The following is a 14,656-nucleotide window of genomic DNA, read 5'->3' as shown; positions in this document are numbered from 1 at the left end:
GATCCTATCCTCTCACGGCGCCGAAGGTGAGGCCGCGCACCATGTAGCGCTGCATGGCCAGAACGAAGATCAGCATGGGCAGGACGCTGATGGTGGCGGCAGCCGCCACCGGGCCCCAGAGAATGCCCTGCAGGGTGAAGAAGGACTCCACGCCCACCGTGACGGTGCTCGCCGCCTTGCGGGTGAGGATGTAGGCGAAGAGGAACTCGTTCCAGCTGAAGATCAGCGTGAAGACGCCGGTGACCGCGATGCCGGGCGCGGCCAGCGGGCAGACGACCTTGGCGAGCACCTTGAGGCGCGTGAGGCCGTCGAGGCGGGCGGAATGCTCCAGCTCGCGCGGGATGTCCTGGAAGAAGGAGACCAGCAGCCAGATGGCGAAGGGCAGGTTGAACACCGTATAGGAGATGATCAGTGCGCCCGGCTGGTCGAGGCCGATGCCGAGGAAGCTGCCGACGCCCGTCTTGCCGACCTCGCGGAAGATCAGGAAGTAGGGAAGGATCACCGCGATCGCCGGGAACATCTTGGTCGACAGGATGAAGAACAGCAGATGCCCGTCGCCGACATTGTAGCGGGCGAAGCTGTAGGCCGCGAGCGAGCCGGTGATGACGACGATGATCGTCGAGGCGACGGAGATGAACAGCGTGTTCTTGATGTAGAACAGGAAGTTCTTGTCGTAGATCGCGTGGACGTAGTTATCCAGCGTCGGGGTGAACAGGAAGCGCGGCGGCGAGACCATGACGGCATCGGCCGGCTTGAACGACGTCAGGATCATCCAGGCGATGGGGAAGACGATGAAGCCGAGCACCAGCACGATCAGGCCGTAGCGCAGGACTTCCTTGGGGAAACTCGATTCACGTTGCAGCATGGTTGCCTCCTCAGCCTTCCGATGCGCGGGATGAGAATTGGGTGAGCAGCGGGCGCAGCGCGAAGAGGCTCGCGACCAGCATGGCGTAGAGGAAGAAGATCGCCATGGTGGAGGCGTAGTCCATCCGGAACAGCTTGAGGCCCGTGCGGTAGAGGTAGAAGGTCATGGTCTCCGTCACCGTGCCCGGCCCGCCGCGCGTCAGCACCGCGACCGCGTCGTAGAGGCGCACGCTGTCGATGGTGCGCAGCACGAGGACGAGGAAGAGAACCGGCTTCAGCATGGGGAAGGTCAGGGTGCGCAGCACGCGGAAGGTGCTGGCGCCGTCGAGCTCGGCCGCCTCGAAGGGCTCCTTCGGCAGGGCCTGCAGGCCGGCGAGCGCGATCAGCGCGACGAAGGGCGTCCATTGCCAGACGTCGAACAGGATGACCGACCACAGCGCGATGGTGTAGTCGCCGAGCCAGTTGGGCTCCGGCAGGCCGATGAGGCCGAGGAAATAGTTGATGAGGCCGAACTGGGGATCGTAGAGATAGCGCCAGAACAGGCCCGTCACCGCCGCCGAGGTGGCAAGCGGCAGGATCATCAGGCTGCGGATGATGCCCTTGCCGACCGTCGCGCCATGAATCAGGAAGGCGATGGCGATGCCGAGCACCATTTCGAGGGTGACGGCGGTCACCGTGAACTTGAGCGTGACCCAGACGGAGCTCCAGAACGCGCTGTCGTGCAGCACCGTGCGGTAGTTGTCGAGGCCGACGAAATCCCCGATCCGGCCGCGCGTCAGGTCGGCGAAGCGGAAGGACACGTCCAGCGCATAGGCGAGCGGCAGAAGCGCGAAGACAAGGATGACCAGCATCGCAGGCACGACGAGCAGGATCGAGAACCAGCGGTCGGACATGGCCGCCGGACCGGCGGTTCCCCTTTCCTGCGACGCCGGCACGGATAGCGACTGCGACATCAAATTCCTCCAGAAGATCGTTTCGCGCGGGGGTGCCGCGCCTTTCGGGTCAATCCGCATGGCGGGCGCGGGCCCGCCATGCGAAGGTCCAGGCGATGGGTCCGATCACTTGCCGATCGGGCAAGGACCGCCGCAAATCTTCTCGACTTCGGCGGCAAGCTGCTCGGCGGCCTGGCGCGCCGAGATCTGGCCGGCCGCGGCCGACTGCAGCGGGATCTGCATCGTGTTGTAGATCTTCGCGCCGAAGGGCGTGTCGAAGAGGTTCGAGCGGAAGCCCTTCATGGAATCGAAGATCTTCAGCAGCGTCGCGAAATGGCCGGTCTTCGTCCGGCTTTCCGGCGCGGCGAAGGACGGGTCGGACAGGACGCTCATCAGCGTCGAGGTGCCGCCGGCCTTGGCGAATTCCATCTGCGCGTCATGGCCGCCGACATAGGCGACGAAGTCCATCGCCTCCTTCGGATGGGCGGAGGAAGCCGAGACTGCCAGCAGGAAGCCGCCGATATAGGCCTTCTTCTCCGGCGCCTCGGCAACGCCCATCTTGGCGCCCGGCACGGAGGTCTCGGTCGTCACGGCATTCGGCCACTGGTCGAGGAAGAAGGAATAGGTCTGGGCGATCTGCCCGTCCTTCATCTGGTTCATCACGCCGTCATAGGTGACGGTGAGGGCCGCCGGCGGGGCGTATTTCATGAGGGCGAGATAGTCGTTCATCGCCTTCTCGACGGCATCGACCGGCACCTTGCCCTCGTCCGTCAGCCAGTCCGCGCCCTGCGACCAGAGCACGCCGGACATCTCGTCCTGGATTTCCGGGAAGGGACCGGCCATCAGGCCGACGCCGTAGAAGTCCTTGGCGAGCTTTTCGCCCTTGAGGTTCTCACCGGCCTTGCGGGTGAAGAACTCAGCGATGTCGCGGTGCTGTGCCCAGGTCTCCGGCACGGCGAGGTCATAGTTGAAGCGCTTCTTGAAGGCTTCCTTCTCCGTCGGGTCGTCGAAGAGGTCCTGGCGATAGATGTAGCCGGCCGTGTAGGTATAGTAGGGCAGGCCCCAGACGTCGCCCTTGTACTGGGTGGTGAGAGCGGCGAGCGTGGGCGCCACGTCGTCGAGCTGCGCCTTCTTGTCGGCGAAGTATTCGGTCATCGGCAGGATGAAGCCGTTTTCCGCGAATTCCGCCTTTTCCGAGGTTTCGAGCGTCACGACGTCATAGGCGCCGGTCTGGCCGACCATCTCGATGACCTGCTTGTTGTAGAGCTGCGAATTGTCGATGTTGACGACATTGACCTTCACGCAATGACCCTTCTCGAAGCCGGCGACGAGGTCGGCCATCGCGTCGGTGTAGAAGCCGGCGATGGTCGACCAGGTGATCGGCACGCGGTCGGCATCGGCGCATTCCTGCGCCATGGCGGCCGGGGCCACCGAAGCCATCAGCGCCGCGGTCACAAGACCCGTTTTCAGCATGGATTTCATGTCATTCCCTCCCAGTTGACGGCCGGCGGCTCCCTGCCCCGGCGCGTGTTGCGCTATGCGACTAAATTCTCCTCGGAGTTTCCGGCCGGTGCGGCCGGGTCCCGCGGCAGACCAAGGAAGGCCGCGGTATCGGGATCGATCGGGATGCCCGCCTTTTCGCGCTCGGCCTCGACGCGCCATTCGCGGTCGCCCGGCGCCAGCACCTCGGCGCCCTCCTGCGCCGGTGCGGCCCTGAGGGCGGCGAGATAGGCGGCCATGCCGGCGGCGAAGACGTCGCGGCCGCCGAAGCGGTCCGGATCGATGGCAAGAAGGAAGTGTCCCATCTGGCGCGGCGTCGAATAATCCTCGCCGCCGACCATGGGGATGAAGGCGTGGTCGAGCGTCGTGCCCTGCAGGATCGCCGAAAACAGCGTCGCCACCCCGGCAAGCGCCGCGCCCTTGAAGGAGAAGTCCACCCCGCCGAGCGGCAGGAGCGTGCGCCCCTCCGACGGCTCCGTCGTCGGCCGACCCGCCGCGTCCACCGCCACCCCTTGCGGCAGCGACACGCCGAGCGACTTGAAGAGCAGCAGACGGTTCAGCGGAATGGAGGAGGTCGCCATGTCGAGCAGCCAAGGCCGGGCCTCGCCGCTCGGCGCGGCGAAGGCCAGCGGATTGGTGCCGTGAAAGGCCTCCCGCCCCTGGAACGGCGCGACGACCTTGTCGGAATTGGTGGTGGCGAAGCCGATCATGCCCGCCTCGGCGGCGACACGCGCATAGGCCCCGGCCGCGCCGAAATGCGAGGAGCGGACGACGCCAACGGCGCCGATGCCGCTTTCCCGGGCAAGCTCGATCGCCGTGTCCATCGCCACATAGGCCGCGTGGTGGCCGAGCGCATCGTCGCCGTCCACCACCGCCGTCGCCGCCGCCGTGCGGCGCACCGCGATGTCCGGCGTGCCCTTGACCCGGCCGCCGCGCAGCACCTTGTCATAGTGAACCACCAGCCGCGCCCCGTGGCTGTCCACCCCGATGCGCGAGGCATGCATCATCGCCCGCACCGCCGCGCCGGCGGACGCCGCACAGGCACCGGCAGCGCACAACGCGTTTTCGAGTAGCGCTTCGAGCAAATCGGGGGCAACAAGAGTGGGAACAGACATACCGGGCCAACCTTAGGAGATTGCAGGCAACGAGAATTGGCGTATCATATCTGATATCTCAGTGTAAAGAACAGAAGGCTTCGGCTTGCCTGCGCCGAACCCGCATGGGAGAGAGATTTCATGAGCACACTCGACCGCGGCCCCTCGCTGACCGACCAGGCCGCGCAGGAAATCCGCAACCGCATCGTCCGCGGGCAGTTCCAGCTCGGCGAGCCGCTGTCCGAGATCGCGCTCGCCAACGAGCTCGGCGTCTCCAAGACGCCCGTGCGCGAAGCCCTCATGGTGCTCAAGCGCCAGGGGCTGATCGAGGTCCATCCGCAGCGCGGTTCCTTCGTCTTCGACATGGACGCGAGCCAGGTCCGCAAGCTTTCCGAGTTGCGCGAGGTGCTGGAGCTGGCCGCCATCCGCATGGCGCTCGCCACCGACCGCAAGGCCCTTGCCCGGCAATGGGCGGATATCGTCAGGAAGATGCGCAAGGCCCTCGATGCCGACGATACGGAGCTTTACCGCACCCTCGACGGCGGCTTCCATCGGGCGCTCTTCGAGCTTGCCGACAATGCCTACCTGCTCGAGGCCTACGAGATGATCGCCTTCCGCGTCCAGGCGCTGCGCAACCGGCTCTCCCTTGCCCCCTCGCTCAACGTCACCTCGTTCGAGGAGCATGTGCGCCTTGCCGAGCTGGTCGCCGGCGGCGAGGACGACGCCGCGACCGAACTGATGGGCCGGCATATCGCCGCCACGCGGGAACATTACCTTGCGGCCATCAAGGCGCGGGGAGAGGAAGTGCCGGCCACGGCGCTCAAGGGACGGCGCCGCGCGATCCGTCGCTGACCCTCCGTCCATCGCGCAGTCCGGCCGAAACCGGCAGTGACGCAAAGCGCCCATGCGGCATTCCTCCCGTAGTTAAACTACATTTTATCCGGCTATTGCGCATATTCCAGCCTCAACTCCGCTGAATATGCGCCAAATTCCATCCCTAGACGTAGATTTTCCGATTGACACTCGATTGTCAAGGTAGCTAAACTACATTTTTAGAAGCGCTGGGGAAGGGCGCTGCCGGGAGGATCCATGTACGCCGAGCTTTTCAGACTGGATGGCCGCGCCGCTCTTGTGACCGGCGGCAGCCGTGGCATCGGGCTTGCCTGTGCCGAGGCGCTTGGAGAAGCCGGCGCGCGCGTGGCGATCTCCGCACGCTCCCGCGAAGAGGGTGCGAAAGCCGTCGACTATCTCAAGCAGAAGGGCATCGAGGCGGTCTACCTGCCCGCCGACATTTCCAGCGAAAGCGCGGCGCAGGATGCCGTGCGGCAGGCGGCCGAGGCGCTCGGCGGGCTCGACATCCTCGTCAATAATGCCGGCATCGCGCGCCATTGCGACAGCCTGAAGCTGACGCCGGAAACCTGGAACGAGGTGATCGACACCAACCTGACCGGCCTCTTCTGGTGCTGCCGCGCGGCCATCGAGTTGATGGCGAAGAAGAAAAGCGGCGCGATCGTCAATATCGGCTCGATCTCCGGCTATATCAGCAACCTGCCGCAGAACCAGGTGGCCTACAACGCCAGCAAGGCCGGCGTGCATATGCTCACCAAGTCGCTCGCCGGCGAGTTCGCGACGAGCAACATCCGCATCAATGCCGTCGCCCCCGGCTATATCGAGACGGCGATGACGCAGGGCGGGCTGGACGATCCCGAATGGTCGAAGATCTGGCTCGGCATGACGCCGATGGCCCGCGCCGGCAAGGCGAGCGAGGTCGCCGCCGCCGTGCTCTTCCTCGCCTCGGACGCCGCCAGTTACGTCACCGGCTCGGTGCTGACCATCGACGGCGGCTACACCATTCACTGACCTGAACATTCGACAGATACGGGAGCATCGCATGGCAAGGGCATTCGGCGGACCGAACAAATACATCCAGCGCGCGGGCGAGATCGACAGGCTGGCGGCTTACCTCGCGCCGCTCGGCAAGCGCGCCCTCGTACTGATCGACCGCGTGCTGTTCGATGCGCTGAGCGAACGCATCGCAAAAAGCTGCGCCGACACCCTCGACATCCGTTTCGAGCGGTTCGGCGGCGAGTGCTGCACGGCGGAGATCGAGCGCGTGCGCAATATCGCCGTCGAGCACCGCGCCGACATCCTCGTCGGCGTCGGGGGCGGCAAGACGGCCGATACCGCCAAGATCGTCGCCATCGACACAGGTGCGCGCATCGTTATCGCCCCCACGATCGCCTCGACCGACGCGCCCTGCAGCGCCATCGCCGTGCGCTACACGGAGCACGGCGTCTACGAGGAATCGCTCCGTCTGCCGCGCAACCCCGACGCCGTGATCGTCGATTCCGCGCTGGTGGCGGCCGCCCCCGCGCGCTTCCTCGTCGCCGGCATCGGCGATGCGCTCTCGACCTGGTTCGAGGCGCGCTCCAACATCGAATCGCGCACCGACAACTATGTCGCCGGCGGCTTCCCCGCCACCGAGGCCGGCATGGCGATCGCCATGCATTGCCAGGACGTCCTGATGCGCGATGCCGTCAAGGCCAAGGTCGCCGTCGAGGCGGGCCTGCTCACCCAGGCGGTGGAGAACATCATCGAGGCGAACACGCTGCTGTCCGGCCTCGGTTTCGAGAATTGCGGCTGCTCGGCCGCCCACGGCATCCATGACGGCCTGACGGTGCTGGAGGAGGTACATGGCCTCTTCCACGGCGAGAAGGTCGCCTTCGGCGTGCTCTGCCTCCTCATGCTGGAAAACCGCGAAAGCGAAGAGATCGAGGAGATGATCCGCTTCTGCCGCAGCGTCGGCCTGCCGACGACGCTTGCCGACCTCGGCATCGTCGAGGACGTGCCGGCCAAGATCGGCCGCGTGGCGGAGGCCGCATGCCGGCCCGGCAACATCATCTATGCGACACCGGTCCCGATCACCGTTGCGGCCGTGCGCGATGCGATCCTGGCGCTCGACGCCTTCTCGCGCAGCATCGATTGAGCGAGGGCAAACGATGATCGAGAAGAAGCCGCTCGTCATGATCACCGGCGCCAGCGCCGGCATCGGGCAGGAAACCGCCCGCGTCTTTTCCGCCGCGGGCTATCCGCTGCTGCTGATCGCCCGCCGCCCCGATCTCATCGAGGCGATGGGCCTGCCGGACACGCTGGCCGTTGCGGCCGACGTGCGCGACTACAATGCACTCGCCGACGCCATACGGCAGGGCGAGGAGAGGTTCGGCCCCGTCGATTGCCTTATCAACAATGCCGGCATCTCGCGCCTCGCGCGGCTCGACGAGCAGGACCCGGCGCAGTGGCGTGATCTCGTCGACATCAACTGCCTCGGCGTTCTCAACGGCATGCATGCCGTCGCGCCCGGCATGAAGGAGCGCCGGCACGGCACTATCATCAATGTCTCCTCCATCGCCGGCCGCAAGGTCTATCCGCACCATGACGTCTATGGCGGCACCAAGCATTTCGTGCATGCCGTCAGCGAGGGCATGCGGCAGACCATGTCGGCCTACCGGGTGCGCGTCATGGTCATCTCGCCCGGCGTCGCCAAGTCCGAGATCGACAAGACGATCACCCACCAGAACGCCTACGAATTCTGGGACGGCGGCCGCAAGGCGCTGGACGGCGGCCTCGACGCCAACGACATCGCGCGCACCATGCTCTTCGCCTACCAGCTGCCGCAGACCGTCAACCTCCAGGAAATGACGATCACCCATACAGGCCAGGAATTCTGACATGACGGATATCCCCTCCTTCGACGACCTGCTCGACTTTTCCGGCAAGACCGTGGTCGTCACGGGCGCGGCCACCGGCATCGGCCGCGCCGTTGCCGAGGCCTTCGCGGCGAAGAAGGCGCGCGTGGCGCTGCTCGACCGGGATCCGGCCGTCTCCGGCGTCGCCGCCGCGCTCGGCGCGGGCCATATCGGCCATGTGGTCGATGTCACCGACGAGGTGGGCGTCGAGCGCGCCGTCAAAGCCGTGACCGAGGCCTTCGGGCGGATCGACATCCTCGTCAACAATGCCGGCATCGGGCCGCTCGCCCCGGCCGAGAGCTACCCGACCGCCGAATGGGACCGCACGCTCGCGATCAACCTCAAGGGCGCGTTCCTGATGGCCCGCGCCGTCGCGCCCGCCATGCTGGAGCGCAAGGCCGGCCGCATCGTCAACATGGCCTCGCAGGCCGCCATCATCGGCATCGAGGGCCATGTCGCCTATTGCGCCAGCAAGGCGGGTATCGTCGGCATGACCAATTGCATGGCGCTGGAATGGGGCCCGCGCGGCGTCACCGTCAACGCGCTTTCGCCGACCGTCGTGGAGACCGAGCTCGGCCTCACCGGCTGGGCCGGCGAGAAGGGCGAGCGCGCCCGCGCCGCCATCCCGACGCGGCGCTTCGCCAAGCCGTGGGAGATCGCCGCCTCGGTGCTCTACCTCGCCAGCGGCGCGGCCGCGATGGTCAACGGCGCCAACCTGATGATCGACGGCGGTTACACCATCGCCTGATGCCCAGGCAATTCCAGCAAAAGTGTGCAGTGGTTTTGCGTTCGGAATTGCAATGAACGAAGAGAAAGACGAGGAATTTCCTTTGACACAGCTATTCGAGCCCGTCGGTTGCGCGGTCGACCTTGAAACGGGCGCCATCAGCAACGCAACGGGCGCCTACCAGAAACGCTTCCGCGACCTTGCCGGCCTCTACGCGGACGAGGCCGCCTTTGCCGCCATGCAGGGCCAATGGGACGACACGGTCGTCTACGAGGTCTCCGAATTCCGCCCCAACGAGCGGTCCGGCGACCTCATCTTCGGCGTCACGCGCATGCTGCCGGGCAAGGTGGGCACGGAATATTTCGTCACCCGCGGCCATATCCACAGGCAATCCGACCGGCCGGAAATCTATTACGGCCAGAAGGGCCGCGGCCTGATGCTGATGGAATCGCCGGACGGCGAGGTCCGCATCGTCGAGATCGACGCGCAGACGGTCTGCTACGTGCCGCCCTACTGGATCCACCGCTCGGTCAATGTCGGCGACGACGAGCTGGTGATGCTCTTCTGCTACCCGGCCGATTCCGGCCAGGACTACGACTGCATCGCAAAGGCCGGCGGCATGCGCGCGCGCATCGTCGACGACGGCAAGGGCGGCTGGAAACAGATCGACAATCCGGACTGGCGGATGCGCGACCCGGCGACCATCGCCGCCCTCTACGGAGAAAAGAAGGAAGAAACCGCATGACCGCCCCGTTCGAACAGGCAGCAACCCTCGGCGTCGTTCCCGTCATCGCCATCGAGCGCGCCTCCGATGCCGTGGCGCTGGCCGATGCGCTCCTCGAAGGCGGCCTGCCGCTCGCCGAGATCACCTTCCGCACCGAGGCCGCCGCCGAGGTCATCGCCATCATGGCCGACAAGCGGCCGGAGCTGCTGGTCGGCGCCGGCACGATCCTGACGCCGGAAGCGCTGGACGCGGCCATCGCCGCCGGCGCGCGCTTCGGCCTAGCACCCGGCTTCGACGGCGAGATCGTCGCCGCCGCCAAGGCAAAGGGCTTCCCCTTCGCGCCCGGCATCATGACCCCCTCCGACCTGACGGCCGTCGCCCGCAACGGGCTGGCGCTCGCAAAATTCTTCCCCGCCAAGGCGGCGGGCGGGCCGGCCATGCTGGAAGCGATCAGCGCGCCCTTCGCCCATCTCGGCACGCGCTTCGTGCCGACCGGCGGCGTCAGCCTCGACAACATGCACGAATGGCTGAAGCTTGGCGCGGTCGCCGCCGTCGGCGGCACCTGGATCGCCACCAAGGCCGACATCAGCGAAGGCCGCTGGTCCGACATCGCGGCAAAGGCCCGCGCGGCGGTCGCCAAGGCAAGGGAAATCCGCGAGGCGGGCAAATGAGCCGCTACCAGCCCGCCACCCAGCCGACCTTCTACTTCATCGGCGTCACCACGGCGAAAAGCTCGATCATGCGGGTCTTCCCCGCTTGGGCGCGCCATCTCGGCCTGAAGGACGCGATGCTGAAGGGCATCGACTTCCCGCTGCATGCCGAGCCGGGCGCCTACCGCGAGGCCGTCGCCTTCATCAAGAACGACCCGCTCTCGCTCGGCGCGCTGGTGACGACCCACAAGATCGATCTCTTCAACGCCGCGCGCGACATGTTCGACGTGATCGACCCGCACGCGCTGCTGATGCACGAGACGAGCTGCCTTTCCAAGCGCGACGGCAAGCTGATCTGCCATGCCAAGGACCCGATCTCCTCGGGCCTCGCCATCGACGGCTTCGTGCCGGACGGACATTTCGCCAGGACCGGCGCGGAGGTCCTCTCCATGGGCGCGGGCGGCTCGACCATCGCCATCACCTGGCACCTCATGCAGGAAAAGCGCGGCGCGGACGTGCCTTCGCGCATCGTCGTCACCAACCGCTCGCAGCCGCGCCTCGATGAGTTGAAACGCATCCACGCGGCCATGGCCCCGCGCGTAAAAATCGACTACGTCCTCGCCGACCGGCCGGAACTCAACGACGCGGCCATGGCGGCGTTGAGTTCCGGTTCGCTGGTGATCAATGCAACGGGCCTCGGCAAGGACGCGCCCGGCTCGCCGATCACCGATGCCGGCATCTTCCCCGAACAGGCCATAGCCTGGGACCTCAACTATCGTGGCGACCTCGTCTTCCTCGATCAGGCGCGACGGCAGGAAGCGGCACGCGGGCTGCAGGTGGAAGACGGCTGGACCTACTTCCTGCACGGCTGGACGCAGGTGATCGCCGAAGTGTTCGACATCGACATCCCGACCTCGGGACCGTCCTTCGACGAGATCTCGCGCATCGCCATCGAAGCGGCGAAGGGGTGATGCCGTGAGCCGTATCCTCGTCACGCCCCGTTCGCTCTCGCTCGATCCGCCGCCGGAGCTCGAACCGCTGCGGCAGGCCGGCTTCGACCTCGTCTTCCCGTCGCCCGGCCGCATGCCGGACGAGGCGGAACTACTCGACCTCGTGCCGGGCTGCGTCGGCTGGCTGGCCGGCGTCGAGCCCGTCTCCGACAAGGTGATCGACGCCGCCGAGAGCCTGCGCGCCATCAGCCGCAACGGCACCGGCATCGACAACCTGCCGCTGCCGCTGCTCAGGGGCAAGGGCATCCGCGTGCTCAAGGCCGAGGGTGCCAATGCCGTCGGCGTGGCGGAACTGGCGATGGGCCTCATCCTCGCCTCGCTGCGCCATATTCCGACGGAAACGGCCGGCATCCGCGCCGGCGGCTGGCCGCGCTCGCGCGGCAAGGAGATCGCCGAGCGTACCGTCGGTGTCGTCGGCTGCGGCGCGATCGGCAAACGGGTCGCCCGCGCCGTCTCGGCGATGCGGGCGAATGTCGTGGCGCACGATCCCTTTCGCCCGAATGTCGAGGTCTATGGCCCGTTCAAATGGGCGAGCCTCGACGAACTTTTCGCGGAAGCGGATATCGTGACGCTCCACTGCCCCGCACCCGCCGACGGCAGGCCCATCGTCGATGCGGCGCGGCTCGCCAAGATGGCGCCGCACGCCATCCTCATCAACACCGCCCGCGCCACGCTGGTGGACGAGGATGCCGTGCGCGCCGCGCTCGATGAAGGCCGTTTGCAGACTTACGCCACCGACGTCTTCGTCGACGAGCCGCCGGCGCCAGGCTCGCTGGCGAGCCACCCGCGCGTCATCGCCACCAGCCATATCGGCGGTCTCACAGACGAGAGCGTCAGCAAGGCGACGACCATCGCCGTGGAAAACCTCCTCTCTGCTCTGACGGAGGAGAAGCGCCCATGACGTCCTTTTCGCCCGTGCCTTTTTCGGGATCGCTCGCCGCAAGGCTCGCCGCACCGGCGGGCGACGGCGTGCGGCTCTACTGGCTCGGGCAGGCCGGCTTCGTCATCGAGGCCGGCGGACGGCGCATCGTCATCGACCCCTATCTCTCCGACAGCCTGGCGGAGAAATATCGCGGCAAGCGCTTCGAGCACGAACGCATGATGCCGGCCCCGGCGACACCGGCCGAACTCGGCCCCGTCGATCTCGTTCTGGTGACACACCAGCATACGGACCACATGGACCCGCAAACGCTGATACCGCTGGCCGCCGCCAACCCGAACTGCCGCTTCGTCGTACCCCGCGCGGCGCTGGCGGGGGCCGAGGAGCGCATCGGCGTTACGCCGGACCGGCTGGTCGCGGTCGACGCCGGCGAGACGGTGACGCCGCTTGCCGGAATTTCGATCACCGCCATCCGCGCCGCTCACGAGGCGCTGGAGCGTTCACCCGAGGGCTGGCACCGCTTCCTCGGCTATGTGGTGGCCGTGGATGGCGTCTCGCTCTACCATTCCGGCGACACGATCCCCTTCGAGGGGCTGGCGGAAGAGGTCGCGCCCCATGGGGTGGACCTCGCGCTCCTGCCCGTCAACGGCCGCCGCGCCGAGCTGACGGAGGCCGGCATCGCCGGCAACCTGACACTGGACGAAGCGTGCCTTCTGGCCGAACGGATCGGCGCGGCCGATCTCATCGCACACCACTACGGCCTCTTCGCCTTCAACACGGAAGACCCCGACGTCATCGACGCCAAATCGGCGGCCGCTGATTGCAGGGCAAGGCTCCATCGGGCAAAGCTGTCGGTCGAATACCGACTGTCCAAGTAACCCGGGAGGTTTCCATGTCGACCAGCGCAGCCCAGTCCAAACCGATCGGCGGCAACAACAACATCCTTGAAGTCATCCGCCTGAAGCGCGGGGACCTGCGCAAATCGGACCGCAAGGTCGCCGAGCTCGTCCTCGCCGATCCCAAGCGCGTGGTCAACGCGACCATCGCCGAGGCGGCGGAATGGGCCGAGGTGAGCCAGCCGACGGTGATCCGCTTCTGCGCCTCCATCGGCTGCCAGGGCTACCAGGATTTCAAGCTGCGCCTCGCCCAAAGCCTCGCGCTCGGCATGTCGGCCACCCACTCGGTCATCGACGGCAACGACAGCCCGGCCGGGGTCTCGGAAAAGATCTTCGACTACACGATCACCAGCCTCGACTGGGTGCGCAACCATCTCGATCCGGTGGCGGTCGGCCGGGCGGTGGATGCGCTGGCCAAGGCGAACCGCATCGAATTCTTCGGCTTCGGCGCATCGGGCATCGTGGCGCGCGACGCGCAGCAGAAGTTCCCGCTCTTCGGCGTGCCCTGCGGGGCCGAGACCGACGCCCACCAGCAGATCATGGTCGTCTCCAGCCTGAAGCCCGGCGACGTCGTCGTCGTCATCTCCAACACGGGCGCGACGCTGGCGATCATCGAGACCGCGCGGCGGGCCCGCGAAAGCGGCTGTCAGGTCATCGGCATCGTCGGCTCGGACGGGCCGCTCGTCGAGTTCTGCGACATCGTGCTGATGGTCGAGACGCTGGAGAACACCAATATCTACACGCCCACCATCTCCCGCATCGCCGCGCTCACCGTCGTCGACATCCTGTCGACCAGCGTGGCGCTGCGCCGGGGCGACGAGCATGTGGAAATCTTCACGCGCATGAAGCGCAACCTCCGCTACCTACGAATGAGCAACGAGACCTAGAGATGAACGACACCCGCCACCGCTCCCCGCCGGCCTTTCTCGCCCCCCGCGATCTCGCCGCCCTGATCGATATCAGCGCCGTCCAGGCCTTCCATACGGAAGCGGACGTGCGGGAGCTGGCGGGAATTGCGGTCGCGGAAGGCTTCATCGCCGCCCATGCCCTGCCGAACTTCGTGCCGCTGCTGCGCGGCCTCGTGCCGATGGGCGGCGTGACGCTGGTCGGCGGCCCGGTCGGCTTTCCCTCCGGCGGACACACGACGCGCACCAAGGTGGCGGAGGCCGCGGAGCTTGCCGGGAACGGCGCGCAGGAACTCGACATGATGATGAATGTCGGCCGCCTCAAATCCGGCGACCTCGACTATGTGCGCCGGGAGATCCGCGCCGTCGTGGAGGCCATTGCCCCCGTCCCCCTTAAGGTCATCCTCGAATTGGCCCATCTGACGGACGCAGAAATCCGCACCGCCTCCGCCCTCGTCGCCGAAAGCGGCGCGGCCTTCGTGAAGACCGGCACCGGCTGGACGCCGAGCGCCACCACCCTCGAGAAGCTGAAGATCATCGTCGAGACGGTGGACGGCGCGGTGGAGGTGAAGGCCTCGGGCGGCATCCGCTCGCTGGACGCCATCGCCGGCATGGTGCGGCTCGGCGTCACCCGCTTCGGCATCAACACCAAGGTCGCCGTCGACCTCGTGCGCCAGTGCGCCGCCCTGCCCGGCGGCCGTCTCGACATCACCGGCAAGGCGGACTGA

16 protein-coding genes are annotated in these 14,656 nt (G+C 66.8%); 12 read left to right on the top strand and 4 right to left on the bottom strand.

What is annotated here, in order from left to right:
• Positions 1-4: 4 nt before the first annotated feature.
• The 4 genes from DSD28_RS10965 to DSD28_RS10950 all read right to left on the bottom strand — a co-directional run bounded on the left by DSD28_RS10965 (position 5) and on the right by DSD28_RS10950 (position 4,411).
• Positions 5-865: a carbohydrate ABC transporter permease gene (locus DSD28_RS10965; protein WP_119256444.1), complete on the bottom strand. Its 861-nt coding sequence runs from the start codon at positions 863-865 to the stop codon at positions 5-7.
• 10 nt (positions 866-875) lie between these two features.
• Entirely contained in the window at positions 876-1,817 is a 942-nt protein-coding gene (locus DSD28_RS10960; RefSeq protein ID WP_119256443.1) for a carbohydrate ABC transporter permease, read from the bottom strand.
• Between the two features lie 105 nt (positions 1,818-1,922).
• Positions 1,923-3,278, bottom strand: a complete 1,356-nt coding sequence (locus DSD28_RS10955) for an ABC transporter substrate-binding protein (protein WP_119256442.1) — start codon at positions 3,276-3,278, stop codon at positions 1,923-1,925.
• Positions 3,279-3,331: 53 nt separating this feature from the next.
• A complete protein-coding gene (locus DSD28_RS10950; protein ID WP_119256441.1) occupies positions 3,332-4,411 on the bottom strand; it encodes an Ldh family oxidoreductase in 1,080 nt (359 codons plus the stop codon).
• Positions 4,412-4,531: 120 nt separating this feature from the next.
• Between DSD28_RS10950 and DSD28_RS10945 the strand changes: the two genes are divergently transcribed.
• The 12 genes from DSD28_RS10945 (at position 4,532) to deoC (ending at position 14,656) form a co-directional block, all read left to right on the top strand.
• On the top strand, positions 4,532-5,242 hold the full coding sequence (locus DSD28_RS10945) for a GntR family transcriptional regulator (protein WP_119256440.1): 711 nt from the start codon (positions 4,532-4,534) through the stop codon (positions 5,240-5,242).
• A gap of 237 nt (positions 5,243-5,479) precedes the next feature.
• The gene (locus DSD28_RS10940) at positions 5,480-6,250 is read left to right on the top strand and encodes an SDR family NAD(P)-dependent oxidoreductase (RefSeq protein ID WP_119256439.1); all 771 of its coding nucleotides are present in this window, start codon (positions 5,480-5,482) and stop codon (positions 6,248-6,250) included.
• Between the two features lie 31 nt (positions 6,251-6,281).
• Complete coding sequence (locus DSD28_RS10935; protein ID WP_119256438.1) at positions 6,282-7,376, top strand: glycerol dehydrogenase; 1,095 nt, start codon at positions 6,282-6,284, stop codon at positions 7,374-7,376.
• 13 nt (positions 7,377-7,389) lie between these two features.
• On the top strand, positions 7,390-8,118 hold the full coding sequence (locus tag DSD28_RS10930) for an SDR family oxidoreductase (RefSeq protein WP_119256437.1): 729 nt from the start codon (positions 7,390-7,392) through the stop codon (positions 8,116-8,118).
• A 1-nt stretch (position 8,119) separates the two neighbouring features.
• The gene (locus DSD28_RS10925) at positions 8,120-8,884 is read left to right on the top strand and encodes an SDR family oxidoreductase (RefSeq protein WP_119256436.1); all 765 of its coding nucleotides are present in this window, start codon (positions 8,120-8,122) and stop codon (positions 8,882-8,884) included.
• An 82-nt stretch (positions 8,885-8,966) separates the two neighbouring features.
• Positions 8,967-9,608 (top strand): glucose-6-phosphate isomerase, encoded by a 642-nt coding sequence (locus DSD28_RS10920; protein WP_119256770.1) that lies wholly within the window; start codon positions 8,967-8,969, stop codon positions 9,606-9,608.
• Positions 9,605-10,258 carry a bifunctional 4-hydroxy-2-oxoglutarate aldolase/2-dehydro-3-deoxy-phosphogluconate aldolase gene (gene eda / locus DSD28_RS10915; protein ID WP_119256435.1) on the top strand — a complete coding sequence of 218 codons (654 nt, stop codon included), beginning with the start codon at positions 9,605-9,607 and terminating at the stop codon, positions 10,256-10,258. The genes DSD28_RS10920 and eda overlap by 4 nt, the downstream gene beginning before the upstream one ends.
• The gene (locus DSD28_RS10910) at positions 10,255-11,208 is read left to right on the top strand and encodes a shikimate dehydrogenase family protein (protein ID WP_119256434.1); all 954 of its coding nucleotides are present in this window, start codon (positions 10,255-10,257) and stop codon (positions 11,206-11,208) included. Before eda ends, DSD28_RS10910 begins: the two co-directional genes overlap by 4 nt.
• A gap of 4 nt (positions 11,209-11,212) precedes the next feature.
• Positions 11,213-12,148 carry a phosphoglycerate dehydrogenase gene (locus DSD28_RS10905; RefSeq protein ID WP_119256433.1) on the top strand — a complete coding sequence of 312 codons (936 nt, stop codon included), beginning with the start codon at positions 11,213-11,215 and terminating at the stop codon, positions 12,146-12,148.
• Positions 12,145-13,005, top strand: coding sequence for an MBL fold metallo-hydrolase (locus DSD28_RS10900; protein WP_119256432.1), 861 nt, complete (start codon positions 12,145-12,147; stop codon positions 13,003-13,005). Before DSD28_RS10905 ends, DSD28_RS10900 begins: the two co-directional genes overlap by 4 nt.
• 14 nt (positions 13,006-13,019) lie before the next feature.
• Positions 13,020-13,910: an SIS domain-containing protein gene (locus DSD28_RS10895; RefSeq protein ID WP_119256431.1), complete on the top strand. Its 891-nt coding sequence runs from the start codon at positions 13,020-13,022 to the stop codon at positions 13,908-13,910.
• Between the two features lie 2 nt (positions 13,911-13,912).
• Complete coding sequence (gene deoC / locus DSD28_RS10890; RefSeq protein WP_119256430.1) at positions 13,913-14,656, top strand: deoxyribose-phosphate aldolase; 744 nt, start codon at positions 13,913-13,915, stop codon at positions 14,654-14,656.

The sequence above is a fragment of the Shinella zoogloeoides genome, assembly GCF_003574625.1.
GTDB lineage: Bacteria > Pseudomonadota > Alphaproteobacteria > Rhizobiales > Rhizobiaceae > Shinella > Shinella zoogloeoides_A.
Note: the sequence above shows the minus strand (reverse complement) of the source record. Positions and strands in the feature narration are given on the sequence as shown.

Coding starts and splice junctions, on each gene's coding strand:
- DSD28_RS10965 (WP_119256444.1), bottom strand. CDS start 865: ATGCTGCAACGTGAATCGAGTTTCCCCAAGGAAGTCCTGCGCTACGGC.
- DSD28_RS10960 (WP_119256443.1), bottom strand. CDS start 1,817: ATGTCGCAGTCGCTATCCGTGCCGGCGTCGCAGGAAAGGGGAACCGCC.
- DSD28_RS10955 (WP_119256442.1), bottom strand. CDS start 3,278: ATGAAATCCATGCTGAAAACGGGTCTTGTGACCGCGGCGCTGATGGCT.
- DSD28_RS10950 (WP_119256441.1), bottom strand. CDS start 4,411: ATGTCTGTTCCCACTCTTGTTGCCCCCGATTTGCTCGAAGCGCTACTC.
- DSD28_RS10945 (WP_119256440.1), top strand. CDS start 4,532: ATGAGCACACTCGACCGCGGCCCCTCGCTGACCGACCAGGCCGCGCAG.
- DSD28_RS10940 (WP_119256439.1), top strand. CDS start 5,480: ATGTACGCCGAGCTTTTCAGACTGGATGGCCGCGCCGCTCTTGTGACC.
- DSD28_RS10935 (WP_119256438.1), top strand. CDS start 6,282: ATGGCAAGGGCATTCGGCGGACCGAACAAATACATCCAGCGCGCGGGC.
- DSD28_RS10930 (WP_119256437.1), top strand. CDS start 7,390: ATGATCGAGAAGAAGCCGCTCGTCATGATCACCGGCGCCAGCGCCGGC.
- DSD28_RS10925 (WP_119256436.1), top strand. CDS start 8,120: ATGACGGATATCCCCTCCTTCGACGACCTGCTCGACTTTTCCGGCAAG.
- eda (WP_119256435.1), top strand. CDS start 9,605: ATGACCGCCCCGTTCGAACAGGCAGCAACCCTCGGCGTCGTTCCCGTC.
- DSD28_RS10910 (WP_119256434.1), top strand. CDS start 10,255: ATGAGCCGCTACCAGCCCGCCACCCAGCCGACCTTCTACTTCATCGGC.
- DSD28_RS10900 (WP_119256432.1), top strand. CDS start 12,145: ATGACGTCCTTTTCGCCCGTGCCTTTTTCGGGATCGCTCGCCGCAAGG.
- DSD28_RS10895 (WP_119256431.1), top strand. CDS start 13,020: ATGTCGACCAGCGCAGCCCAGTCCAAACCGATCGGCGGCAACAACAAC.
- deoC (WP_119256430.1), top strand. CDS start 13,913: ATGAACGACACCCGCCACCGCTCCCCGCCGGCCTTTCTCGCCCCCCGC.